Source organism: Kitasatospora sp. NPDC029312, assembly GCF_055569215.1.
The window spans coordinates 113,190-138,502 of sequence record NZ_JBVHXY010000001.1 but is presented as its reverse complement, the minus strand read 5'-3'; the positions used below and the strand labels follow the sequence as shown (position 1 = coordinate 138,502).

15 protein-coding genes and 2 pseudogenes are annotated in these 25,313 nt (G+C 73.0%); 12 read left to right on the top strand and 5 right to left on the bottom strand.

From position 1 onward, the window contains the following. Positions 1 to 43 precede the first annotated feature (43 nt). Positions 44 to 1,045, top strand: a pseudogene (murJ, locus tag ACZ4WV_RS00600) (murein biosynthesis integral membrane protein MurJ); the annotation flags it as partial. A 105-nt stretch (positions 1,046 to 1,150) separates the two neighbouring features. Here murJ and ACZ4WV_RS00595 read toward each other — a convergent pair. The 3 genes from ACZ4WV_RS00595 to ACZ4WV_RS00585 all read right to left on the bottom strand — a co-directional run bounded on the left by ACZ4WV_RS00595 (position 1,151) and on the right by ACZ4WV_RS00585 (position 3,977). Next, positions 1,151 to 2,407 (bottom strand): phosphotransferase family protein, encoded by a 1,257-nt coding sequence (locus ACZ4WV_RS00595; RefSeq protein ID WP_465741289.1) that lies wholly within the window; start codon positions 2,405 to 2,407, stop codon positions 1,151 to 1,153. Between the two features lie 114 nt (positions 2,408 to 2,521). Continuing rightward, positions 2,522 to 2,944: a tautomerase family protein gene (locus ACZ4WV_RS00590; protein ID WP_465741287.1), complete on the bottom strand. Its 423-nt coding sequence runs from the start codon at positions 2,942 to 2,944 to the stop codon at positions 2,522 to 2,524. A 139-nt stretch (positions 2,945 to 3,083) separates the two neighbouring features. Beyond that, positions 3,084 to 3,977, bottom strand: a complete 894-nt coding sequence (locus tag ACZ4WV_RS00585) for a PhzF family phenazine biosynthesis protein (RefSeq protein WP_465741285.1) — start codon at positions 3,975 to 3,977, stop codon at positions 3,084 to 3,086. A gap of 306 nt (positions 3,978 to 4,283) precedes the next feature. Between ACZ4WV_RS00585 and ACZ4WV_RS00580 the strand changes: the two genes are divergently transcribed. The 3 genes from ACZ4WV_RS00580 to ACZ4WV_RS00570 all read left to right on the top strand — a co-directional run bounded on the left by ACZ4WV_RS00580 (position 4,284) and on the right by ACZ4WV_RS00570 (position 6,917). Next, on the top strand, positions 4,284 to 5,087 hold the full coding sequence (locus ACZ4WV_RS00580) for an MBL fold metallo-hydrolase (protein WP_465741283.1): 804 nt from the start codon (positions 4,284 to 4,286) through the stop codon (positions 5,085 to 5,087). Between the two features lie 7 nt (positions 5,088 to 5,094). After that, the gene (locus tag ACZ4WV_RS00575) at positions 5,095 to 5,526 is read left to right on the top strand and encodes a nuclear transport factor 2 family protein (protein ID WP_465741281.1); all 432 of its coding nucleotides are present in this window, start codon (positions 5,095 to 5,097) and stop codon (positions 5,524 to 5,526) included. Positions 5,527 to 5,666: 140 nt separating this feature from the next. Then, entirely contained in the window at positions 5,667 to 6,917 is a 1,251-nt protein-coding gene (locus tag ACZ4WV_RS00570) for an NAD(P)/FAD-dependent oxidoreductase (RefSeq protein WP_465741279.1), read from the top strand. A 936-nt stretch (positions 6,918 to 7,853) separates the two neighbouring features. Here the strand turns inward: ACZ4WV_RS00570 and ACZ4WV_RS00565 are convergent. Both ACZ4WV_RS00565 and ACZ4WV_RS00560 read right to left on the bottom strand, forming a co-directional pair. Beyond that, positions 7,854 to 8,786: pseudogene (locus ACZ4WV_RS00565) on the bottom strand (IS5 family transposase). A 78-nt stretch (positions 8,787 to 8,864) separates the two neighbouring features. Continuing rightward, complete coding sequence (locus ACZ4WV_RS00560; RefSeq protein WP_465741277.1) at positions 8,865 to 9,668, bottom strand: AfsR/SARP family transcriptional regulator; 804 nt, start codon at positions 9,666 to 9,668, stop codon at positions 8,865 to 8,867. A 650-nt stretch (positions 9,669 to 10,318) separates the two neighbouring features. On the opposite strand from ACZ4WV_RS00560, the gene ACZ4WV_RS00555 reads away from it, so the two are divergent. The 8 genes from ACZ4WV_RS00555 to ACZ4WV_RS00520 are packed head-to-tail and all read left to right on the top strand — an operon-like array spanning position 10,319 to position 25,256. Beyond that, positions 10,319 to 11,629, top strand: a complete 1,311-nt coding sequence (locus ACZ4WV_RS00555) for an MFS transporter (protein WP_465741275.1) — start codon at positions 10,319 to 10,321, stop codon at positions 11,627 to 11,629. Next, a complete protein-coding gene (locus ACZ4WV_RS00550; RefSeq protein ID WP_465741273.1) occupies positions 11,622 to 12,215 on the top strand; it encodes a DUF6817 domain-containing protein in 594 nt (197 codons plus the stop codon). The genes ACZ4WV_RS00555 and ACZ4WV_RS00550 overlap by 8 nt, the downstream gene beginning before the upstream one ends. Continuing rightward, a complete protein-coding gene (locus ACZ4WV_RS00545) occupies positions 12,212 to 15,316 on the top strand; it encodes a non-ribosomal peptide synthetase (RefSeq protein ID WP_465741271.1) in 3,105 nt (1,034 codons plus the stop codon). The genes ACZ4WV_RS00550 and ACZ4WV_RS00545 overlap by 4 nt, the downstream gene beginning before the upstream one ends. Then, positions 15,313 to 16,326: a TauD/TfdA family dioxygenase gene (locus ACZ4WV_RS00540; RefSeq protein ID WP_465741269.1), complete on the top strand. Its 1,014-nt coding sequence runs from the start codon at positions 15,313 to 15,315 to the stop codon at positions 16,324 to 16,326. Before ACZ4WV_RS00545 ends, ACZ4WV_RS00540 begins: the two co-directional genes overlap by 4 nt. Further along, positions 16,323 to 17,606, top strand: coding sequence for a phenylacetate--CoA ligase family protein (locus ACZ4WV_RS00535; RefSeq protein WP_465741267.1), 1,284 nt, complete (start codon positions 16,323 to 16,325; stop codon positions 17,604 to 17,606). The genes ACZ4WV_RS00540 and ACZ4WV_RS00535 overlap by 4 nt, the downstream gene beginning before the upstream one ends. After that, positions 17,606 to 18,838 (top strand): aminotransferase class V-fold PLP-dependent enzyme, encoded by a 1,233-nt coding sequence (locus tag ACZ4WV_RS00530; RefSeq protein WP_465741265.1) that lies wholly within the window; start codon positions 17,606 to 17,608, stop codon positions 18,836 to 18,838. The genes ACZ4WV_RS00535 and ACZ4WV_RS00530 overlap by 1 nt, the downstream gene beginning before the upstream one ends. Then, on the top strand, positions 18,835 to 19,020 hold the full coding sequence (locus tag ACZ4WV_RS00525) for an MbtH family protein (protein ID WP_465741263.1): 186 nt from the start codon (positions 18,835 to 18,837) through the stop codon (positions 19,018 to 19,020). Before ACZ4WV_RS00530 ends, ACZ4WV_RS00525 begins: the two co-directional genes overlap by 4 nt. A 20-nt stretch (positions 19,021 to 19,040) precedes the next feature. Further along, positions 19,041 to 25,256: an amino acid adenylation domain-containing protein gene (locus ACZ4WV_RS00520; protein ID WP_465741261.1), complete on the top strand. Its 6,216-nt coding sequence runs from the start codon at positions 19,041 to 19,043 to the stop codon at positions 25,254 to 25,256. Positions 25,257 to 25,313 lie beyond the last annotated feature (57 nt).

The window sequence follows — 25,313 nt, the reverse complement described above, 5'->3', positions numbered from 1 at the left end:
CACCAGGCCTCTCACCCGGGGTGGACGACCGTAGATTGTGACCCAGGTCAGGCTGATCGGCGTCGGAACCACCTTCGCCCTGGCCGTCCAGGCGCTCGCCCTGGTCCCGTACGCCCACGCGGCCGGCTTCCGGCTGCGGCCGCGTTTCGACTGGCGCGGTACCGGCCTGCGCAGGAGTGCGAGCGCGGCCCGCTGGACCCTGCTGTTCGTCCTGGCCAACCTCGTGGCGAGCACCGTGGTCACCCGCCTGGCATCCGCCGCGGACACCGCGCTGCCCAGCGACGGCGTCGGCTACACCGCCTACAGCTACGCCCAGCAGATCTGGATGCTCCCCCAGTCGATCGTCACCGTCTCCCTCGTCACCGCGCTGCTGCCGCGGATGAGCCGGGCGGTGGCCGAGCACCGGCTCGACGACCTGCGCGCCGACCTGTCCCGCGCGCTCAGGGCCAGCGGAGTCGTCATCGTCCCGGCGGCGTTCTTCTTCTCCGCCTTCGGCCCACAGATCGCGCAACTGGTGTTCGCCCACGGCGCCGCCGACTCCGCGGCGACCGCCCCGCTGGGCCACATGCTGCAGGCCTTCGGCCTCGGTCTGATCCCGTTCTCCGCCCAGTACCTCCTGCTGCGCGGCTTCTACGCCTTCGAGGACACCCGCACGCCCTTCCGGATGGCCCTGTGGATCGGCGGCATCGACATCGCCCTGGCCGTCGCCTGCCACCTGCTGCTGCCGCCCCGGTGGTCGGTCACCGGGATGGCCGCCGCCTACGCCCTGTCCTACGCGGTCGGTCTGCTGCTCACCGCCCTGCGGCTGCGACGGCGCACCGGCGGGCTCCTCGACGGCCGGCGGATCTGCCGCACCTACGCCAAGTCGACCGCGGCCGCGACCGGCGCCGGGGCCGCCGGCTGGCTCGTCGCCCGCTCCTGCGGCCACGGCCCGGTACCGGCCTCCTGGCTGCCGGCCGTCTCGCTGGCCGCGGGCGGCGTCGCGATGGCGCTGCTGTTCCTGCTGCTCGTACGGCTGCTGGGAATCGGGGAACTGCGCGGCCTGCTCCGGGGGTGAGGGCTGCCGTGGAGCCCGGCCGTGGAGCCGGGCCGGGGCGTCCGCGGGGCCGGGCCGTAGCCCGCCGCCGGCCGCCTTCCGCCCGGCGGCGGGCTACGGCCGGGGCACTCCTCGGCCGCGCTGCGCCGAGGCGAGGACGGCGCGCAGCTCGGCGGCCGGATCGCCTTCGTGGTAGGGGCGTTCGCTGGGCTCGATGTGGTCCAGGAACTCCTGGTACCGCAGCGCGTACGACAGGTGGTGGAGCGGCTCGGCGAGCTCCAGGGCTCGCTGCGGGTCCGAGCCGGGGGCGTGGTCCCGCCAGGCGTCCGTCCAGACCCGGGCGTGGTGCCGCCAGGCGTCCGGGGTGAGGTAGGCGCGGGGGCGCAGCCCGTCCAGGGCGGGGTGTCCGAGGCAGGAGTCGGCGTAGTCGACGATCACCGAACGCGCGCCGTCGGAGCGCCAGTTGCCCGGGTGGAAGTCGCCGTGCACCAGGGTCTCGGGGAGGCCGCAGTCGGCGAGCCGGTCCAGCAGCTCGGGGAGGTCGGCGGCGAAGGCGTGGAGGCGGTCCGCCTCCTCGGGCGTCAGGTCGGTTTCGGCGGGGAGCCGGTCGAGCAGCGTCCGCAGCTGGGCGAGCAGCGTGCCGGGCGTCCGGTCGCGCAGGCCGGCGAGGGCGGCCCGGCGCTCGGCCAGCGCCGCCTGGGCGGCCACCAGTCTGGGGACGAGATCGGCGACCGTCCCGGCGGACGGGCTCCAGCAGTCGTCCCCGGGCACGTGGTCGAGCAGCAGCCGCCCGCCCGCCGGCTCCTCGGCGAGTACGGTCGGCACCAGCGCGGCGTCGACCCCGCCGAGCAGCGCGATGACCTCGCCCTCACGGGCGTTGAATGCGGGCGTGGTGGTCTTCAGCCAGGCGTCGGTGCCCGTGGCGGTCGGCAGGCGGAAGAGACCGGAGAGATTCCAGGTGCGGATCTGCCGCGCGGGGCCGGCAGTCGGGCGGCCGGCCGCCGCAAGCTCCGCCTCCGCCCAGGCCAGCGCCTCGCGCAGCCCCTGCGGCGTCGCCCAGGCGGCGCGCCGCGGAGCGGGGGCCAGGAGCGCGGCCGTTTCGCCGTCCGGGGGAAGGGGGTCGAGCGCGGTCGGCCGCCGCAGGGCCTCCGCGTGGTAGCGCACCCGGCCGCCGTGCCCGGCGTCCGCACTGTGCCCGTCGACCAGCCGCAGCACGAGCACCGGCACCCCGGCCAGCTCCGCCGCCCGCTCCACCACCCCGTCGACGGAGGACCACCAGCCGAGGCCGGCCTCGAAGGGGCCCAGCCGGCCGAAGTACTCGCGCCCGTGGGTGAGATCGACCGTCACGGTACGGCTGTTCGCTCGCTGCATCCGGGCAGCGTGACCCATGCAGGCCCCCTGACGCGAACGGTTTTCCGGCGCGGCCGACGGCGCGGCTGACGGCTCGGCCGACAGCGAACCGCCGGTCCGGCGCGGCGACTTCGGTCAGGCTGGGTCCCCGTGCCCAGGGGCTTCCGAGCCGCAGTCCGGGGCGTACTGGGCCAGGCCGTCGCCGAGGGACCAGTCGATCGCCGCGTTCTCGGTCAGTGTCACGAACACGTTGCGCGGCTCGGTGCCCGCGTACCGCTCGGCGAGTTCGGCGATCCGCCGGTACAGCGCCCGTTTCCGTTCGGGCGTCCGCCCGGCACGCAGCGTGATCGCGATGTAGACGATGCCTTCGTCGCGGTGCACGCCGAGGTAATCGCCGTAGCGCAGCGTGCTGTTGACGCCGTCATGGCCGACCAGGACCTGGAAGTGGTCCTCCGGCGGGATCCCGATGGTCTCCATCAGAGCCTCGTGCACCGCGCGGCCGAGCGCGTCCAGTCGGGCGCCGTCGGCCCGCAGGGCGTCGATCCGTACGAAGGGCATCGCGGTTCCTCTCTCTCGGCCGTCGGCCGCCGTCCTTCGGGGCGGCCAGGACCGAGCCCACCCCCCAGTTCCGTCCATACTAGTAGGTACATACTGTCCGGAGGGAGGGCCGCCGGCGAGAGGACCGCCGGCGGGCGCGCTACGGGATCGCCACCGCCGTGCCCGAGACCCGCACCCGGGTGTCCTCCGCGCGCAGTTCGACCCGCAGGACGCCGGGGCGGCCGAGGTCCTCGCCCTGGTGGAGCGTCAGCACCGCCGGGGCCGTCACGGCACCCTGTTCGCGCAGGTAGGCGCCGAAGGCAGCGGCGGCGGCGCCGGTGGCCGGGTCCTCGACGACGCCGCCGACCGGGAAGGGGTCGCGGACGTGGAAGACCTCGGGGGCCTCGCGCCAGACGAGTTGCAGGGTGGTCAGGTCGCGGGCGCGCATGTAGGCGGCCAGGCCGTCGAAGTCGTAGTCGAGGCGGGCGAGGCGTGAGCGGGTGCCGGCGGCGAGGACCAGGTGGCGGGCGCCCGCGTAGGCGATGCGCGGGGGCAGGGCGGGGTCGAGGTCGGCGGCGGACCAGCCCAGCAGGGCGAGCGCCTCGGCGGTGTCGGCCTGCGGCGTCTCCTCGGTCTTCGGCTCGACGCTGGTGAGCGTCGCCCGCAGCGAGTCGTCGGCGTCGCGCTCGACCTCGACCGGGACATCGCCGGCCGCCGTGCCGAACACGTACCGCCCGGGTCCGGTCCGCTCGGCCAGCGCCACGGCCGAGGCGACGGTGGCGTGCCCGCAGAACGGGACCTCGGCGAGCGGGCTGAAGTACCGTACGGCGTACGTTCCTTGAGCGGGCCCGGGGGTCAGGAAGGCGGTCTCCGAGTACCCGACCTCGGCGGCGATGGCGAGCATCCGCCCGTCGGTGAGTCCGGTGGCGTCGAGCACCACGCCGGCCGGGTTGCCGCCGTCGGGGCGGGTCGCGAAGGCGGCGTAACGGAGGATCTCGGGCTGGTCAACGGGCGAGTCAACGGGCAGGGCGACAGCGGCCTCATCGTCGGTCATGACGGGACGAACGTGTTCCGGGCGGTTCCTGTTCCCGTCCCACGTCTCCGTCTCCAGGTCCTGCTCCCTGCTCCCTGCTCCCTGCTCCCTGCTCCCTGCTGACCGTCGTGCTGACTCGCCATGAGCACCACCACGGCACCGCCCACCGCAGCAGCGCCTTCAGGAAGTCCCAGCCGAGCCGGGCGCTGCCCGCCAGGTCGAGCCGGTAGAGCGCCCGGCGCCCCGCCGCTCCGGATGCGGACCGGGCCGCCACCACGGATCCTGGCGACGAGGCGTGCCCGCCGCGAGGAAGGATGCTCGACCCCGATGAGTGCCCTGGACTTCGAGATCATCGACAGCCCCGACAGCTCGCTCAACAAGACGTCCGTCCTGGTCACCGGCCCCAAGGACGCCCTGCTGGTGGACGCCGGGTTCACCCGCTCCGACGGCCGCCGCCTGGTCGAGCGGGTGCGGGCCGGCGGCAAGCGGCTGACCACCGTGTTCATCAGCCACGGCGACCCCGACTTCTACTTCGGCGCCCAGGAGGTCCAGGACGCCTTCCCGCAGGCCCGTTTCCTCGCCACCGCGTCGACCGTCGAGCACATCCAGGAGACCTTCCACGCCAAGCTGCGCGCCTGGTCCCACCTCGGCCCCGAGCTGCCGACCCGGCTGGTCCGGCCCGAGGTCCTGCACGGGGACGAGATCGTCTTCGAGGGCCACCGCTTCGAGGTGCGCGGCGCCGACTTCCACCTGCCCGACCGGCACTACCTGTGGCAGCACCACCACCGCGCGGTGCTCGGCGGAGTGCTGCTCTTCGAGGGCCTACACGTGTGGACGGCCGACACCCCGCAGGCCGCCCAACGCGCCGCCTGGATCGACCTGTTGGACGGCATGGAGGCCCTGCACCCGACCTGGGTGGCGGCCGGCCACCGGGTCGCCGACGCGCCCACCGACATGAACGCCGTCGACCACACCCGCGCCTACCTGCGCGCGTTCGAGACGGAGCTCGGCCGGGCGGCCGACGCGGAGTCCGCCAAGGAGGCACTGGAGCGGCGCTTCCCGCAGCTCGGGCTGCGCATGGCCGTCGACATCGGCACCAAGGTCGCCATGGGCGAAATGGCCTGGGGGTGACGAGCCGATGATCGAGATCCCCCGGGACGTCGCCGCCTTCGCCGAGTCCCCCGCGCCCGCCGACGTGGTCCGCCGCCAGTACCTGGCCTCCGCCCGGGGCGACCTGGCCGCGCTGCGCGCCACCCTGGCCGACGACGTCGAGTGGACCGAGATGGCGGGCTTCCCGCTGGCCGGCACCTACCGCACCCCCAAGGGCGTCACCACCCACGTGATGGAGCGCCTCGCCGCCGAATGGGAGGACTGGACGACGCACGACGACACCTACGTGGTGGACGGCGAGAACGTGGTCGTCCTGGCCCGCTACACGGCCGTCCACCGGGCCACCGGGAAACCGCTCGCCGTCCGGGTCGCCCACCACTTCACCGTGCGCTGCGGCCGGATCGTCCGCTTCGAGCAGTTCACCGACACCGCCCTGGTCCGGGAGGCGATGACACCGTAGGACGCGACCCGGAGCCGCCGGGCACCACACGTTCACCCGAACGGGCGAGCAGGGAGCGGCGCGCCCGCCGCCGTCTCGACACGCCACCCGTACGGCGGCAGGCTGGCCCCGGATCTGCGGGCGAGAGCTGAGGAGTCGAGATGGCGGACACACAGGCCGGGACCGGGCGCGAGCGTCCGATCGTGATCGTCGGGGCGTCCCTGGGCGGCGCCAAGGCCGCCGAGGCCCTGCGCGACGCCGGGTACCGGGGCGGCATCGTCCTGATCGGCGAGGAACACGAGCGCCCGTACGAGCGCCCGCCGCTGTCCAAGGGCTACCTGCTCGGCAAGGAGTCCCGCGAGAAGATCTACGTCCACCCGCCGCAGTGGTACGCCGAGCACGACGTCACGCTGCGCCTGGGCACCCGGGTGGCCGCGATCGACCCCGCCGGGCACACCGTGACACTCGCCGACGACGGCCGGGTGGAGTACGCCAAGCTGCTGCTGACCACCGGCTCCGTGCCGCGCCGACTGCCGGTGCCCGGCGCCGACCAGGACGGCGTGCTGTACCTGCGCAGGGTCGAGGACAGCGACCGGATCAAGGCGGCGCTGCGCCCGGGCGCCCGGATCGCGGTGATCGGGGCGGGCTGGATCGGCCTGGAGGTGGCGGCCGCGGCCCGGACGGCGGGCGCCGAGGTGACCGTCCTGGAGGCGATGGAGCTGCCGCTGCTGCGGGTGCTGGGCCGGGAGGTCGCCCAGGTCTTCGCCGACCTGCACCGCGACCACGGCGTGGACCTGCGCTTCGGCGTCCAGGTCACCGAACTGACCGGCGCGGACGGCACGGTCGGCGGCGTACGGCTCGGCGACGGCACCGAGGTGCCGGCCGACGCGGTGGTGGTCGGCATCGGCATCTCCCCCGCCACCGAACTCGCCGAGGCGGCCGGGCTGGAGATCGACAACGGCATCAAGACCGACCAGCGGCTGCGCACCTCGGACCCCGACGTCCACGCGGCCGGCGACGTCGCCAACGCCTACCACCCGCTGTTCGGCACCCACATCCGCGTCGAGCACTGGGCCAACGGCCTCAACCAGCCGCAGACCGCCGCCCGGGCGATGCTCGGGCACCCGGACGCGGTCCACGACCGGGTGCCGTACTTCTTCACCGACCAGTACGACCTCGGCATGGAGTACGTCGGCTACGTCGAGCCGGGCGGCTACGACCGGGTGGTGTTCCGCGGAGACCCGGCCACCCGCGAGTTCATCGCCTTCTGGCTCTCCGGCGGCCGGGTGCTCGCCGGCATGAACGTCAACATCTGGGACATCACCGACCCGATCCGCGAACTGGTGCGCAGCAAGCGGGTGGTCGACGTCAAGGCCCTGGCCGACCCGGACGTCCCCCTCGGCGAGGTCTGAGACACGACCAGAGCCCTGGCCGGCGAGCAGCCAACCGATCACCGCTGCGGGCCGCACACGAACATGGCCGCCGCCGGCCAGGGCTCCATCGGCGGGCGTACAGACCCCCGCGAGAAGGGAGAAACGTCCCGTTCCCCGGCCCGGCGAAGCTCCTCCATCGCTTCTCGGTCCGGCCGCCGGGCTACGGGGCCCTCCGAGTCATAGCCGCCACGGCGCATCCGGCTCGTGACCCTGGATCGGGGCCGGATACTCGACGGCGAGCGCCCCTGGAACGGCCAGGCGCATCTTCCGACGCCCTTCCCCTGCCACTCGGCCGAGACCTCGTCGGAGTCCAACAAGAGCAGCGGCAAGGGACGAGGCTCAGCCAGCACCGGGGCGGGTCCGTCCCAGACGTACGGCCAGCGACCATCCTCGTTCACCGCCCGCGCGATCTTGGCCCGTCAGTTCACCGCCCTCGCCCGGCCCGGCAACAGCCCCGCCCCGAGATCGCCGTCAGCGGCGAGGAGGAACTGGACGGCGCACCGGCCGAGATCGCCGCCGCGGTCCTGCGGATCGCCCAGGAGGCCGCTACCAACGCCGACCGCCACGCCCGCGGCGCAACCAGGATCACCGTCCAGCTCCACGGTCAGGGCGGGTGGCTGCGACTAGGAGCTGTCCGGCCGATCATGTGACTGTCTAGGCTGGCCCTCTTCTGGGAGGGGTAGCTGTGGCGGTGATGGCTCGTGCAACGGCCGTTGCGTTGGTGCAGAAGATCAGGGAAGCGGACTATGCCGACGATGCCGAGGCCTACGGCGTGCTGGAGGCGCTGGGCAGGGCCCTTGGCTGTCCAACCGGCTAAGTAAGCGACTTGATCTTCTGGCCCAAGGGGCGGGAGCTGACAGCTGCCGAGGTCGTCGATCAGGCTCTGGAGTACCGACCCTTCGCCCTGTGAGGGCCTCAAGCCCGCAGCCGGATGACCAGAGTGGCCGCGGTGACGGTGCCGAGGAAGACGTAGCCGCGCTTGTCGTAGCGGGTCGCGACGGCGCGGGAGTTCTTCAGCTTGTTGATGGCCCTCTCGACAGTGTTGCGCCTCTTGTACCGCTCGTCGTCGAAGCCGGGGGCCGTCCGCCTCGCGATCCTTTGCGCAGGCGGGCAGCCTGGCTGTCGGCCTTCTCCGGGATCGTGTGCCGAATGCCGCGCCGCCACAGATAGTCGCGGCACGGACCGTTGCTATAGGCCTTGTCGGCCGCGACGCTGTCCGGCTTCTTGCGGGGCCTGCCCAGCCCGAGCCGCGGGACCCGAATCTTCTCCAGCACCGGAATGAACTGGGTGCAGTCGGCCCGCTGCCCCGGCGTGACGATCAGGGACAGCGGGCGGCAGAGACCGTCCGCGCTCAGGTGGATTTTGCTGGTGAAGCCACCGCGTGAACGACCCAGGCCCTCGCCTCCTGCACCACCTCCACCAGCCGGCCGGCGAGGCTCTGCCACGGAGTTTCGTCCTGGTGTTCCAGCGCCTCGTCCCCCTTTGAGTCAGTGAGCGCCAGCGGGGGTCGGTGCGGGCACCGGCCGGGTGCTGGTGGGCGCGCACGATGGTGGAGTCCACCGAGATGTCCCAGTCGATGTCGCCGGCTGCGTCGGCCGCGGACTGGACCTGTTGCAAGAGCCGTTCCCAGGTACCGTCGGCGGACCAGAGGCGATGGCGCTCATAGACCGTCTTCCACGGCCCGAACCGCTCTGGCAGGTCGCGCCAGTGCACCCCGGTCCGCACCCGGTGCAGAATCCCGTCGATCACCTGCCGGTGGTCCTGCCACCGGCCACAACGCCTGTTGCTGACCGGCGGGAACGGCCGCAGCCTCTCCCACTCGGTATCCGTCAGATCACCCCGCCCCATGCCCGAATCAACGACCAGGGCAAGCGAAAGTCACATGATCGGCCGGACAGCTCCTAGTCCGCGGCGGCGCGGCCGGCGTCAGGAGGCGTGGGTGAGGGCTCCCTCGGCGAGGGCTTCGACCTGGTGGAGGGTGGTGATGCGGATCAGGTCGGGGTCCTGGCGGAGGATCATGCGGTGGACCTCCTGGAGGGCGGCGGGCGGGTCGATGCCGAATTCCTCGGCGAGTTGGACGCGCAGGGCGGAGTAGCAGCGGGCCGCTTCGCTGATCCGGCCGGCGTGGTAGCAGGCGATCATGAAGAGGGTGTGGAGGTTCTCGTTGAGCGGGTGCTCGATGATCAGCCGCCGCAGTTCGGGGATGACCTGGCGGTGCTGGTGGCAGAGCATCTCGGCCTCGATGCGTTCGATCACCGCCACCAGGCGCTTCTCGTCCCACTCGGCGGCCGCGGAGCGGAACACGCTGGCGTCGAGGCGGTCGAGCGTGGGGCCGCGCCACAGCGAGTCGGCGTGCCGCAGCGCGTTGGCGCGTTCCTGGGGATCCGGTAACGACCGTGCCTGGTCGACGAGTTCGCTGAACTTCTCGGCGTCCAGGGCCTCCGGGATGGAGCTCAGCAGGTAGCTGCCATCCCGGGCGGTGAGCTCCACGCCCTTGGCGCGCAGCTCGCAGGCACTCTTCTGGATCTGGTTGCGGGCCGATCGCGGCGGCTTGCTGCCGTAGACGGCGTCGATCAGGATGTCGACGTGCACGGCCCGGTCGAGGGCGAGGAGGAGGCGCGCCAGCAGGGTGCGTGACGGGCGTGTGGCCAGGTCGACCTCCCGGTCGTCGTGCCAGAGCACGACGGGGCCGAGAATTCCGAATCGCAGACCCTGCTGCGGAGTTCCCACCTCTTGTCCCACCTTCCTATCGGGCTGGGCCGCGGATGCCCCGCGGTCGGTCGCGCCGGTGGGCGCGTCGACGCGGTACGGCGGCGGTGATCCCCGGTGGCAGGTGTGATCGACGCCTGCGGGCGGGGAGTCTCCTCGGCTTGAACGTCGGTTACGGCGGACACTCCACAGCCGGACAGGCCGGATGGCAAGGCCGTCGACGAATGTCAGTCGACAAGGGGTCCGCGGGGCGGGCCGGGACGAATGGTGATGCCCGCCGGCGACGTGATGGCAATGTCCTCCCGCACCACACGCACCCCCGTCAGGTCGATGAGCCGGTCCAGTCTCCCGCGGAGGGCGGCGGAGATCTGTGGTCGGCGACCCCCGGAGCTTCCATCGGGCGGATGGGCTTGTCAAGACCCGAACAATACAGAGCGTAAGCAGACTTGATCAATCGGTCAATGGCCGGTCAAGGGCGGGTGGCCGGGTGCGGGCCGGGCGGGCCGGCGCGCTGGGCGAATCGGTGTGGAAGTGGCCCGGAAGCGGCCGGGAAGCACAACTGGGCACGATCAAGCACCGGGCGCCGTGGGGTGCTCCGCCCTGCGCGGTGACCAAGAGGTGTTGATTGTCTGTGTTTCTCGTGGAGGCTCGGGAGAATCTGTGGAAGACCGATGACCGGTAAGGCGGCAGGTGGCAGGAAATGGTGGTCGTTCGCCGCAGAACGGCCGGACTTCCGCAGGCTCTGGAGTGCGCAGTCCATCTCGATCATGGGCTCACAGGTCAGTCTCATCGCTTTTCCGCTGACCGCCCTCGCCGTTCTGGACGCCCGCGCCTCGGAAGTGGGCACCCTGAACGCGCTGTCGCGCGCGCCGTTCCTGCTGTTCGGCATTTTCGCCGGCGTCCTGATCGACCGTTGGCGTTCGCGCCGGGTGTTGATCATCATGGACTGGGTCCGGGCCGCGACGCTGCTGCTGATTCCGGTGCTGATGTTCTCGCACTCCCTGACCATCGAGTGGCTGTTCGCGGTTGCTTTCGTGGTCGGCTCGTGCACCGTCTTCTTCGACATCGCCTATCAGAGCACTCTGACCGATGTCGTCGTCGCCGGAGAGTTGTTGACGGCGAACCGGTGGCTGGAGACCAGCAGGTCGATCGGCAACATGTCCGGGCCCGGATTCGCCGCGGTGCTGCTGAAGGCCGTGTCGGCGCCGATCGCCATCCTGGTAGACGCCACCTCGTACGCCCTTTCGGCATTGTTCGTGCACTCGATCCGCGCGCCCGACCGGAGGCCGGCCAGGCGGCAGGGCTCGACGATCTGGCGGGACTTCAAGGCCGGTCTCCGGTTCGTCGGCGAATCGGCTTTCCTGCGCTGGAACGCCGCCATCGCCGCGACCTGGAACCTGTTGACCAGCGCCCTGATCACGATCTTCTTCGTGCATCTGGAGAGCGAGCTGAAGCTGAGCTCGGCGACCGTCGCGGTGGTCGTCTTCGTGGGCAGCGTGGGTTCGTTCCTCGCGGTCCTGGTGGTGGCGCGGATCATCGCCTGGCGCGGCCTGGGCTGGTGCATCGTGCTGTCGATGTGCGTCGGCGGCCTCGGCGGCCTGTTCCTGGCGATGTCCAGCGGCCGGTCGCCCCTGGCGATCGCCGCGCTCACGCTCGGATACCTGCTGGTCACCGCGGCCGAGCCGCTGTTCAACATCAACGTCATCAGCATCCGTCAGATGATCACCCCGGCCCATCTGATGGCTCGGACGACGGGCGCCATGCGCTTCGTGGTGTGGGGCACGCTGCCCATCGGCGCGCTCACCGCCGGCTTCCTGGGCGACGCCTTCGGCGGCCGGACCACGCTGGCCGTCATCGGCGTCGGATTCCTCGTCCCCGCCGCCATGACGTTCCTCTCGCCGTTCCCGCGCATTCGAACCGTCTCCGATCTCGACATCGGCGACAGCACTCAGGAGAGCAAGGAGGGAGCGTCGAGTGTTTGATCCAGAGACATATCGGGACGACCTGGTGCGACTGGGCATGCACAAGGTCGCGCACCAGGACGGAACCCTGGTGGAGCACATGTTCCGCGCCTGCGCCATTCTGCAGGACATGAAGGCGAAGGAGTCCGTCTGCCTCGCCGGGCTCTTCCACGGCTCCTACGGCACCGAAGGCCTGCACAACGACGACCCCGACTCCATTCCGGAGAGCAAGCGGGTCGTGGTCCGGGAGATCGTGGGCCCCGAGGTCGAGAAGGTGATCTTCACCTTCTCCGTGATGAGCTACGCCTCACTCGGAAAGAGTTTCCGCCGGATCATGCGGCCGAGCGGGACGCCCGAACTGAAGGACCGTCGGACCGGCGAGGAAATACCGCTGGACCGCGAACAGTACCTGGACATCCTCCGGCTGAAGCTCGGCGATGTCCTGGCGCACATGCCCCCCCAGGTCGGTCACACCCTGGTGGACCTTCCGACGGAATACGCGGGGTTCTGGAAGATGGCGGCCGAGTACTTCGGCCCGGACACGATCAAGACCTGGAACACATTCACTGGAGGCGAATTGTGGATCGATCCGGAGGAGAACCGGTGACCCAGTCCTGGGAGGGTTTCCGTCTTTCCCGCCAGCAGGAGCGGCTCCTTCGCCTCGCCCCCGCCGGAGCGCCGGGGCGCACGGTGGCCGGGGTGCGCCTCGCAGGCCCGATCGACCGTGCGGTGCTCGAACGCGCGCTCCACGACGTGGCCGCGGCGCACGAGAGCCTCCGCTCCGCCTACCGCACCGTCCTCGGCGAGAACAGCACCCGGCTGATGGTGATCGAGGACGAGCCGCGGACCGAGCTGGCGGAGGGCGCGGGCGACGACGCGGCCCTGGCCGCCCTGGTCCGCGCCGAGTCCGCCGCGGACGGCTTCGAGAACGCCCTGCGCCTGGTCCTGTTCACCCACGCCGACGGCAGCCGGTCGCTGGTCCTCTCGGCGCCCCGGCTGAGCATCGACGAGGCGTCCGCCGAGGTCTTCTTCCGGGATCTCCAGCAGGCCTACGGCGCGCAGCTGAACGGCGCGTCGTGGAGCCGCGAGGACATCGTCCAGTACGCGGACTACACGCAGGTCCAGCTGGAGGAGGCGGCCCCGGCGGCGGAGCAGGCCGAGGCCGCGGCCGAGCGCCGGGCGCAACTGACCGCCCTGCCGCCGCTGCGCCTGCCGCTGGAGCTCCGGTCCACCGAGACCGGCCACGAGAGCACGGCGTGGACGGTCCCGGCGCTGCTGGCGCAGTCGCTGCGGGACCTCGCCGGCCCGTCCGAGGACGGCCTGCGCGGCGTCCTGCTGACCGGCTGGATCGTCGCGCTCTGGCACGCCACCGGGCGGCCGGAGTCGCTCGCGGTCGACGCCATGCTGCCGGGCCGCCGGTTCAGCGAACTGGCCACGGCTGTCGGCCAGTTCGAGAGCCCGCTGCCGGTCCTGGTCGAGGTGTCCGCCGACACCGCGCTGGCCGGTCTGCTGGCCGCGGTGAACCGGGAGCTGGCCGCGCCCGCGGAGCTCGCCGACAGCCTCGCGGAGGCGCTCCCGCAGCGCGCCGGCGGCGTCACGGGCTTCGCCTTCGGTGAGCCGGCCGAGTTGCCGTCCGACGCGGCGCTGCCGTACGCGGACCTGTGGGTGGAGGCGGCCCGCGACGCCCGCAAGGTCGCCGTCCGGGCCCGCCGCACCGGCGACGGGATCCGGATCGAACTGCGCCACCAGGTCCTGGGGTTGGCCGAGGGCGGCGCCGAGGCGCTGCTCTGTTGTCTGCGCGCCGCGCTGACGGCCCTGGCCGGCGACACCTCGGCGACCGTCGGCTCGGTCGCCATGCTCGACGCCGACGCCGCCCGCGAGCTGGTCGCCGCCGCCAACGCCGCGCAGCCCCCGGCGCAGCGCCCCGCGCACTGGCACCGGCGGGTCGAGCAGGCAGCCGACCGCTTCCCCGACCGCACCGCGCTGCGGACGAACGACCGCTCCTGGAGCTACCGCGAGCTGGACGAGGCGGCCAACCGCCTGGCCCGTGAGCTGGCCGGCCGCGGCGTGGCCCCCGGCGGCTCGGTCGGCCTCTGCCTCGAACGGTCCGACCTGGCGATCGTGGCGATGCTGGCGATCGCCAAGGCCGGCGCGGGCTACGTCCCGGTCGACCCCCGGCTGCCGGCCAAGCGCCGGTCGGCCATCGCGGAGGCCGTCGGCCTGCGCCACGTCGTCGCCACCGCCGACGCGGAGCCGCCCACGGACTGCGACGTCATTTTGGTCGACAGGGATCTGACAGTATGTATGCGGCACGACGCCGGCCGCCTCGACGTGCAGAGCGCCGACGAGGACCTGGCGTACGTGCTGTTCACCTCCGGCTCCACCGGCGCCCCGAAGGGCGTGCTGGTCGGGCACGGGCAGCTCGCGGCCTACCTGGACGGCGTCCTCGACCGGCTCGGGCTGGACGGCGAGGTCGACGCGGTCGCGCTCAGCAGCCTGGGCACCGACCTCGGCAACACCGCGCTGTTCCCGCCGCTGATGACCGGCGGCCGGCTGCGGGTCGTCGCCGCCGACGTCTCGGCGGACGCACAGGCACTCGCGGAGCTGCTGGCCCAGGAGGAGTACGACCTCCTCAAGATCACCCCGTCCCACCTGGAGGCCGTCTTCGCGGTCGCCGACGACCCGGTCCGGCTGATCCCGCGTCAGGCGCTGGTGCTGGGCGGCGAGCCGTTCGCCTGGGGCGCGTTCAACATGATCCGGACCTTCCTGGGCGACTGCCGGCTGTACAACCACTACGGCCCGAGCGAGACCACCGTCGGCGTGCTCTGCGGGCAGGTCACCGGCAACGAGCTGGCCGCTCTGACCTCCACCGTGCCACTCGGCAGGCCGATGCGGCACGCCCGCGCCTACGTCCTCGACGCCGAGGGGCGGCCGCTGCCGGTGGGCGTCCCCGGCGAGCTGTGGATCGGCGGGAACTCCGTGGCCCAGGGCTACCTGACCGGCACCGCGGAGGAGCAGAAACGTTTCTTCGACGACCCGTTCAGCGAGGCCCCGGGCGCCCGGATGTACCGCACCGGCGACCGGGCCCGGCTGCTGCCCGACCTGAGCGTCGAGTTCCTCGGCCGGATCGACCGCCAGATCAAGGTGCGCGGCTTCCGGGTGGAGATCGGCGAGATCGAGTCCGTCATGCGGCAGCACCCCCGGGTGACGGGCAGCCTGGTCGTGCACACCGGCGAGAGCATGGCCGCGCACCTGATCGGCTACCTGATCGACGCCGAGGGCAGCCGCGGATCCGCCGAGTGGCTCCGCGAGTTCCTGGCCGAACGCCTCCCCGAGTTCATGATCCCCGCACACCTGGTGGCGCTGGAGTCCTTCCCGCTCACCAGCACCGGCAAGATCGACGCGGCGATGCTCCCCGAACCCGGCTCCTACGACGCGGCCGCCGGCTCCTTCGTCGAGCCCCGGACCGGCACCGAGCGGGCCGTCGCCGCCGTGGTGGCGCAGGTGCTGCTGCTGAGCCGGGTGGGCGCCGAGGACGACTTCTTCGAGATCGGCGGGCACTCGCTGCTCGCCACCCAGCTGATCGCGAAGCTGCGCCTGGAGTTCAAGGTCAGTGTCAAGCTGCGCGACCTGTTCGAGCGGCCCGTGGTGTCCGAGCTCGCCGAGCTGATCGACCAGCTCCTGAAGAAGAAGGAGGCGGGGGAATGACGTCCGAACAGACCGGGACGACCAGCCGGTTCAGCCGGCAGCGCAAGCCGGTGTCAGTCGGCGGCGGCGACCTCGTACGGACCGCCCCGCTGCTCGACGGGACCCGGGCGGTGCGGTGCGAGCCGGTGGTCGCCGGGCTCGACGCCCGCGACTGGCTGTCCGGCTCCGGCGACACCCTGAAGCGGCTGCGCGACGAGCACGGAGCCGTCCTGCTGCGCGGCTTCAGCCCGCTCGACCCGACCGGGCTCGCCGACCTGGCCACCGCCATGTCGGGGGAGCTGCTCGACTACACCAACCGCTCCACGCCCCGCACCCGGGTCGACGGCAAGGTCTTCACCTCCACCGAGTACCCGGCCGACCAGGCCATCCCGCTGCACAACGAGATGTCCTACGCGGACGCGTGGCCGGCCACGCTGTTCTTCGCCAGCGTCGTCCCGGCGGCCGAGGGCGGCGAGACGCCGCTCGCGGACAGCGCGCGGGTGTACGAGCGCCTGTCGGCGGCGACCCGCGAGCGCTTCGAACGGCACGGCGTCATGTACGTGCGCAACTTCGGCAACGGCCTCGACCTGAGCTGGCAGGAGGCGTTCCAGACCGAGGAGCGCGACGAGGTCACCGCCTACTGCGCCGAACACGGCATCCAGGTCGAGTGGCTCGGCGGCGAACGGCTCCGCACCCGCCAGGTGGTCCAGGCCAGCATCAAGTCCCGGACCACCGGGCGGCAGGTGTGGTTCAACCAGGCGCACCTGTTCCACGTCAGCTCGCTGCCCGCCGAGGTTGAGCGCGAACTGCGCGAGAGCTTCTCCGAGGACGAGCTGCCGCGCAACGCCATGTACGGCGACGGCTCGCCGCTGGAGGCGGCCGACCTCGCCGAGATCCGGGCCGTGTACGCCGCCGAGGAGATCACCTTCCCCTGGCAGGCCGGCGACGTCCTGGTAGTCGACAATGAGCAGTTCGCCCACGGGCGAAGGCCGTACTCCGGCGACCGCTCGCTGATGGTGGCCATGGCGTGACCGACGTGGCGAGCTTCGAAGCGGTGCGGGACGAGATCGTCTACGCGTTCGAGAACACCGTGTTCTTCCGCGACCACATGGTCGCGAACGGCCTGCGGCCCGAGGACATCAAAGACCCAGCAGACTTCCGGCGGATCCCGCCGACCGCGAAGGCCCACTACCGGCGCAACTTCCCGGCCGGCGTGCTGGCCGGCGGATACACCCTCAGCTCCGCGGGGGTGATGCGCTTCCAGAGCTCCGGGACGTCCGGCGAGCGGCTGAACAGCGCCATCCTGTCCTACGACCTGGCGCGTCGGCAGGCGACCGCGCTCGGCGTCAACCGCCGCTTCGACTCGCTGTGGCGGCCGGGCGCGCGCCCCAGGATCTGCCGGTTCGCGCCGCCGAACTGCTCGGACGTCGAATGCGCGACGGGCTTCTCCTCGATGGAGGACCGGACCCTCCCGGACGGCACCCTGGTGCTGACCGTCGCCCACGACCTGCTGGCCACCCCGGACTGGCAGCTCACCAAGGCCTTCGACGAGATCGAGGCCTACCAGCCCGACATGCTGGTCGTCGACCCCACGCACTTCGCGTTCCTCACCCGCGCGGCCCGCCGGCTGGGCCGGCGGATCGCCTCGCCCCGCCCGCTGCACATCGTGTGCGGCTACACCCTGATGACCCGGATCGCCCGGCGCCAGATCGAGGACTTCATGGGGCCGGACGTGCCGATCGGCGACATGATCGGCATGTCCGAGCTGGGTTACCTGGGATTCGAGTGCCACCACGGCCGGCGCCACATCAACGACGTCGACTTCTACCCCGAGTTCGTCCGGGACGGCGAGCCCGTGCCGGACGGCCGGATGGGCGAGCTGTACGTCACCACGCTCGACGACAGCCTGATCCCGCGCATCCGCTACGCCACCGGCGACTGGTTCACCCCGCTGGGCGCCTCCTGCGCGTGCGGCAGCGAACTCCCGGAGGTCCGCATCGAGGGCCGGGGCACCCACCTGGTCCGGCTGCCGGGCGGCGGCGTCGTCACCCCCGCGTCCGTCGACGCCGCCGTCGGCGACCCGCGCTGGATGGACCTCTACCAGCTGGAACAGGACCGGAGCGGCAACTTCACCTTCCGCTACGTCACCAACACCGAGCCGGAGCCCGCCGACCTCGCGGCGCTCGAAGCCCGGCTTGCCGACGCCCTCGCGCCGACCACCGCCCGGCTCCGGGCCGTCGACTACATCGCTAGCGAACGCAGCGGAAAGTTCCAACCCTGCATCTCCCACATCTCCTCGGAGGGGGCGTGATGACCGCTCAGAACCCTTACCGGGCCGACTTCCCGGCGCTGCTGCGCGAGATCGACGGGCAGCGGATCTCCTACCTCGACAACGCTGCCACCACCCTGAAGCCCCGCCCGGTCATCGACGCCGTCACCGAGTACTACGAGACCAACGGCGCCAACATCCACCGCGGCAAGCACCGGCTCTCCGAGGAAGCCTCCGACGCGTACGAGGCCGCCCGGGTGGTGCTGGCCCGGCACATCGGCGCGGCCACCAACGAGGTGGTCTGGGCCCGCAACACCAGCGAGGCGCTCAACCTGGTCGCCAGCGGCCTCGACCTGCCCGACGACCCGTACATCGTCGGCTGCTTAGACGCGCACCACTCCCAGCTGCTGCCCTGGCGGCGGATCGGCCGCCTCGACCTGGCCGGGGTGGACGAGCACGGCCGCCTGGACCGCGACCACTTCCGCAAGCTCCTGGAGGGGCGGCCCCAGGTGGTCGCCCTGAACCACTGCTCCAACGTCACCGGCGTGCTCCACCCGGTCGCCGAACTCGTCGCCGAGATCCGCGCCGCCTGCGACGCCGTGATCGTGCTCGACGCCGCGCAGTCGCTGCCGCACCAGCGCATCGACGTCCACGAACTCGGCGTCGACTTCATGGCGTTCTCGATGCACAAGATGCTCGGACCGACCGGCGTCGGCTGCCTGTTCGGCCGCAGCGAGCAGCTCGCGAAGCTGCGCCCGCTCGCGGTCGGCGGCGGAATGGTCGACTGGGTCGACCTCGACGGCAGCGTGGAGCGGCGCATCCCGTTCCGCTTCGAGGCCGGGACGCCGCCGATCGCCTCGATCATCGGCTGCGCGGCGGCCGTCCGATACCTGGAGGCGACGGACGGCCCGGACCGCCACCGGCACGCCGACGAGCTGAGCGCCGCCCTGGTCGGCGGCGCGCTGACCCGCCCGGAGCTGCGCCTGATCGGCCCGCCGGACGTGGTCGACCGGATCCCGATCGCCACCCTGCGGCTGGCCGACGGCGTCCCCGCCGGGGAGATCGCCCGGCTGCTGAGCGACTCGCACGGCTTCATGGTGCGCAGCGGCCACATGTGCGCCCAGCCGCTGGTCACCGAACTGGCCGGCGGCGAGGCCCTGCGGGTGTCGGCGTACCTGTACAACGAGGTCGCCGAGATCGAGGGCTTCTACCAGGCCCTGGACGAGCTGCTGTCCTGCATGGCGCCGATGGTGGGAACGGGGGCTCGGCGATGAGCGCGGAGTCCGAGGCCAACTACCTGGTCGTGGTCAACGACGAGGAGCAGTACTCGATCTGGCCGGCCGGGCGGCCCGTCCCCACCGGCTGGCGGACCGGCGGGCCGACCGGGTCCAGGGCCGAGTGCCTGGAGCACATCGCGGCCGTGTGGACCGACATGCGACCGGCGAGCCTGCGGTGACAGGAGGAGAAGGGCACACCGTGCCGTACCACGACGAGAGCCCGCCGGACCTGGCGGCGCTGATCCTGGACCGGGCGCGCGCCACCCCGGACGCCGTCGCCGTCACCGACGGCACGCTCGACGTCACCTTCGGGGAGTTCACCGACCGGGCCGGCCGGCTCGCCGCCCACCTGGCCGGCCTCGGCGTCGGCCCGGAGGTCCGGGTCGGCGTCCTGCTGGACCGCTCGGTCGACCAGCTCGTCGCGCTGGTCGCCGTACTGCTCAGCGGCGGCGCGTACGTCCCGCTCGACCCGTCCTACCCGGCGGCACGGATCGGGTACATGCTCGACGACGTGCGGGCGCCGGTGGTCGTCGGCCGGCGGGCCGCGCTGGAGGCGGCGGGCGTCGGCGCGCACGCCGCCACGGTGCGCGTGGACGCCGACGCGGCGCTGATCGCCGCGTGCGGGCCGATGCCGCCGCGCCCGACGGACCCCCGGCACCTGGCCTACGTCGTCCACACCTCGGGCTCGACCGGCCGCCCCAAGGGGGCGATGAACACCCGGGCCGGCCTGGTCAACCGCCTGCTGTGGATGCAGAACCAGTACCGGATGACGCCCGCGGACGTCGTCCTGCAGAAGACCCCGGTGGGCTTCGACGTGTCCGTCGGGGAGAGCCTGTGGGGCCTGGTGGCCGGGGCTCGCACCGTGGTCGCCGAGCCCGGCGGCCACCGCGACCCGGACTACCTGGCCGACCTGGTCCGCCGCCACGGCGTGACCGTCGCCCACTTCGTGCCGTCGATGCTCAGCGTGTTCCTGGAGGCGGCCGACCCGGCCGGCTGCGGGTCGCTGCGGCAGGTGGTGGCCGGCGGCGAGGCGCTCAGCCCCGCGCTGGTGCGGCGCTTCCACGCCAGTGGGCTCGGCGCCGAGCTGGACAACATCTACGGCCCGGCCGAGACCGCGATCGATGTCACCCACTGGCGGTGTCGGCCGGACGCCGAGGACGCCGTGGTGCCGATCGGCACGGCGGTGCCGCGGACCGACCTGCACGTCCTCGACGAGCACGGCGAGCCGGTGCCGCCCGGCGGCGAGGGCGAACTGTACGTCGGCGGCGTCCAGGTCGGCCGCGGCTACCAGGGCCGGCCTGAGCTGACTGCCGAGCGGTTCGTGCCGGACCCGTTCTCCGGCGTCCCCGGCGCGCGGGTGTACCGCACCGGCGACCGCGTCCGGCTGCGGACCGACGGCGCGCTGGAGTTCCTGGACCGCCTCGACCACCAGGTGAAGGTGCGCGGCGTGCGGATCGAGACCGGCGAGGTCGAGGCGCTGCTCGCCGACATCCCCGGCGTCCGGGCCGCCGCCGTGGCGGCCCGCGGCGACGGCGACGCCGCCCACCTCGCGGCCTACGTGGTCGGCGACGTGCCCGAACACGTCCTGCGGGAGCGGCTCGCGGCGGCGCTGCCGGAGAACATGCTCCCCACCGTCTACGTCGCGCTGGAGGCGCTGCCGCTGTCCCCGAACGGCAAGCTCGACCGGGCCGCGCTGCCGCAGGTCCGCGTCCGGGTGGGGACGGCCGCGCCGCAGGGCGCCACCGAGCAGGCCGTCGCCGCCGTCTGGGCCGAGGTGCTCGGCCTCGACGAGGTCGCCCGGGACGCCGACTTCCTTGCGCTGGGCGGCACTTCGCTGCACGCGGCGCGGATCGTGTCGCGACTGCGGGCCCGGCTCGGCGCGGGCCTGACCATGAGCGGGTTCTTCGCGGCCGGCACCGTCGCGGGCACGGCCTCCGTGCTCGACCGGTCGGCGGCCGCGCCCACCGCCGTCCCGCACGACCCGGACGCGCCGCTCGTCCCCTCGCTCGGGCAGCGGCGCCTCTGGTTCCTCGACCACCTGAACGAGACCGCCGGGACGTCCTACAACATCCCCGTCGTCACCCGCGTCCGCGGGCCGCTCGACCTCGCCGCCCTCACCTCGGCCCTCGCCGACGTCGTCGCCGGGCACGAGCAACTGCGCACCTCGTTCGTCTTCGAGGACGGCGACCTGGTGGCCCACTGCGACGGCGGGCTGCCGACGGTCGAGCTGGTCGACCTGACCGACCGTCCGCAGGACGCGCCCCGGCTGGTCGCCGAACTGACCGCCGCGCACTTCGACCTCGGCCGGGCCCCGCTGCTGCGGGCGACCGTGCTGCGGCTCGGCGAGCAGGAGCACGTCCTGGTACTGGTGACCCACCACATCGTCTCCGACGGGTGGACCGTGGACCTGCTCGACCGCGACCTGGCCACCGCCTACGCCGCCCGCACCGCCGGGCGGAGCCCGGAGTTCGCCCCCGCCACCCGCAGCTACCGGGACTTCGCGCGCTGGGGCCGGGAGAGTGCCGCCGACCTCACCCCCTGGCGGGAGCTGCTGCGCGACGCGCCGGTGGTCCTGGACCTCCCCACCGACCGACCCCGGCCCCGGGTGCGCGCACACCGCGGCCGCCGCACCACCGCCCGGGCCCGCGGGCTGCTGGCCGCCGTCGTCGGCGCCGCCACCAGGACCCGGACCACCCCGTACGCGGTCTGCGCCGCCGCCCTCGGCACGCTGCTGCGCGAACTGGCCGGGGTCCGCGACATGCTGATCGCCTCGCCTGCCGCCGGACGGCCCGACCCCGGGCTGGAGGACGTCGTCGGCTTCTTCGCCACCACGGTGCCCGTGCGGCTGCGGCCGGACGGCGGCACCTTCGGCGAGCTCGCGGCGGCCGTCCACCGCACCACGCTGGAGGCGCTGGAGCACCAGTACGTGCCGTTCGAGCAGCTGGCCCGGGAGTTCGCCCGCGACGGCGACCTGTCCCGCCCGCCGCTGACCCAGGTCGCCCTCGCCTACCAGGGCCGGCGGCGCCCCCACGCGGCGCTCGCCGGGCTCGACCTGGAACCGCTCGCCGCCGACACCGGGACGGCCAAGTTCGACCTCACCGTCGAGATCACCGAGACCGGCGACGACGACCTGGAGGTGACGGTCGAGTACGACACCGCGCTGTTCGACCCCGAGCGCGCCGAGGGCCTGCTCCGCCGGTACGTCGAGCTGCTGGACACCGCCGTCGGCCGGCCCGAGGCGGCGCTCGACGAGCTGGTGGCCGACACCCGCCGCCCCCCGGCGAGCCGGACCGAGGGCCGCTGCCTGCACGAACTGTTCGCGCAGGTCGCGGCGGCGCACCCGGACCGGGTCGCCGTCGGCGACGGCCGCCGGTCGATGACCTACGCCGAACTCGACGCCGCCGCGAACCGGCTCGCCCACCGGCTGGTCGCGCTCGGCGCCGGCCCGGAGCGGCTGGTCGGACTGTGCGCCGAGCGCACCGTCGACCTGGTCGTCGCGGTGCTCGCCGTCCTGAAGTCGGGGGCCGGCTACCTCCCGCTCGACCCCACCCACCCCAGCTCCCGCTTCGCGTACGTCCTGGGCGACGCCGGCTGCGACCTGGTCGTCACCGACGACGAGCACGCCGCCGCACTCGCCGCGCCGGGCCGCCGGGTGGTGCGGCTGAGCGACGTGCCGCCGGACGCGCCCGCCACCGCGCCCGAGGTCGACGTCCGCCCCGGCAACACCGCCTACGTCATCTACACCTCCGGCTCCACCGGACTGCCCAAGGGCGTCGTGGTGCCGCACGCCAACGTGGTCCGGCTGTTCGAAGCCACCGCCGACGGCTACGGATTCGGACCGGACGACGTGTGGACGCTGTTCCACTCGATCGCGTTCGACTTCTCCGTCTGGGAGCTGTGGGGCGCGCTGCTGTACGGCGGCCGGCTCGTCGTCGTCGGCCACCTCACCAGCCGCGACCCCGCCGCGTTCCTGGAACTCCTGCGCGCCGAGGGCGTCACCGTCCTCAACCAGACGCCCACCGCGTTCAAGCACCTCGCCGGCGCCGCCGAGAGCGCCGGCTTCCTGCCGCACGCGCTGCGGCTGGTGGTCTTCGGCGGCGAGGCGCTGGAACCCGCGGCGCTGCGCCCGTGGGTCCGCAACCACGGCATCGCCCGGCCGCGCCTGGTCAACATGTACGGCATCACCGAGACCACCGTGCACGTGACGATCCGGCCGCTGGACCTCGCCGACCTCGACGCGGCCGTCAGCCCGATCGGCGGCCCGTTCGGCGAGGTGCGGGTGCACATCCTCGACCCGCAGCTGCGCGAGGTCGGCCCCGGCGTGGAGGGCGAGATGTACGTCGGCGGGCCCGGCGTGACCCGCGGCTACCTCGGCCGGCCCGCGCTGACCGCCGAACGCTTCCTGCCCGACCCGTTCGGCGCGCCCGGCGACCGGCTGTACCGCACCGGCGACCTGGCCGTCCGCCGGGCCGACGGCGAGCTGGTCTTCCGCGGCCGCTCCGACAACCAGGTGCAGCTGCACGGCTTCCGGATCGAACTCGGCGAGATCGAGCGCGCCCTGCTCGACCAGCCCGGGGTGCGCGCGGCGGCCTGCTTGCTGCGCGAGGACGTGCCCGGGCAGCCGAGGATCGTCGCGTACGCGGTGCCTGCCGGACCGGACCTGCCCGACCTGCGGACACTGCTGGCGCAGCGGCTCCCCGGCTACATGCTCCCGTCCGCGATCGTGCGGTGCGAGGCGCTGCCGTTGACCGCGAACGGCAAGCTCGACACCGCCGCGCTGCCACGGCCGGACGCGGCGCGCGGCGCCGTCGCCGAGGACCCGTCCGTCGCGCCCCGCGGCGACGCGCCGCGCGGCGCGACCGAGCGGGCGCTCGCCGAGATCTGGGAGGCCGAGCTGGGCTTCGGCTCCCCGGGCCGGCACGACGACTTCTTCGCCGTCGGCGGCGACTCGATCATCGCGATCCGGGTCGGCATCGCCGCCCGCGCGGCCGGTCTGCCGGTCACCGTCGAGCGGGTGTTCACCCACCCGACGATCGCCGAGCTGGCCGCCGAGTGCGACCGCTCGCAGGACACCGCCGAGACACCGCGATCGGCCCGCTTCCAGCTCGACGAGCGGCTGCTGCCCGCCGACGTGGAGGACGCCTACCCGACCGCGGCGATGCAGCTCGGCATCCTCTACGAGTGCGAACTCGCCGACGACCGGCCGGAGTTGTACCACGACCTGGCGAGCGTCCAGCTCCGTGGCCGGTTCGACGCCGACGCGCTCCGGCGGGCGCTGGACGCGATGACCGAACGCCACGAGATCCTCCGTACCTCCTTCGACATCGGCAGCTACGGCCAGCCGATGCAGCTGGTGCACCGCACGGCGAGCATCCCGCTCGTCGTCGAGGGACCGGCCGGCGACGACCCCGACGCCGAGCTGCGCGCCTGGTGGGACCGCGAGGTGGCGGACCCGTTCGACATCGGGACGGCGCCGCTGCTGCGCTGCCACGTGCTGCGCGGGCCCGAGGAGTTCCAGGTCTCGATCGCGCTGCACCACGTCGTCCTGGACGGCTGGAGCGTCGCGCAGCTGATGACCGACCTGCTCCAGGCGTACGACACGGCGCTGGCCGGCGGCGAGGTCGTCGGCCGGCTGGAGCCCGCGTCCCGCTACCGCGACTTCGTCGCCGCGGAACGGGCCGCCGTCGACTCGCCCCGCACGCGCGCGTTCTGGACCGGCGTCGTCGACCGGCTGCCCGACCCGAAGCTCCCGGAACTGCCCGGGGACGACGGGAAGTACCGGGCCGAGCTGCCGACGGAGCTCGACACCCGGCTGCGCGAGGTCGCCGCGGGCATCGGCACGCCGCAGAAGTCGCTGTACCTCGCCGCGCACTTCTGGGCGATGTCGCAGCTGACCGGCGAGCCGGTGGTGGCGTCCGGCGTGCAGATGAACGGGCGGCTCGACGAGGCCGGCTCCGACCGGCTCCTCGGCGTCCTGCTCAACGTCCCGCCGCTGGTCGCCGACGTCTCCGGGCAGACCTGGGCGGGCCTCGCCCGGGCGGCCTTCGACGCGGAGCGCGCGGCCCAGCCGCACCGGCGGTTCCCGCTGGGGCGGATCCGGCAGCTGGCCGACGGCATGCTCTACCAGGTCGCGTTCAACTTCGTCGACTTCCACAACCTCGACGAGGTGAAGCGGCTGAACCGGGTGAACGTCGTTGACTGGTGGTTCGCCGACGAGCACAGCGTCCGGATGCGGGTGCAGTTCTCCCGCAGCCGCACCACCGGGCTCCGGCTGCTCGACGTCTCCACCGGCGTCAACGCGGAACACCTGGCCGGGACCGCCCAGCGCCTCGGCGCCCTCGTCCGGGAGGCCCTCGACCTCATTGCGGCCGACGTGCAGGCGCCCTGCCCGCCGGCGCACCCGGACGCCGCCTGAGACCACGGGATCCGGCGCCCCCGCCCGGGCGCCGGATCCCGTGCTCGTTCCTTGTGA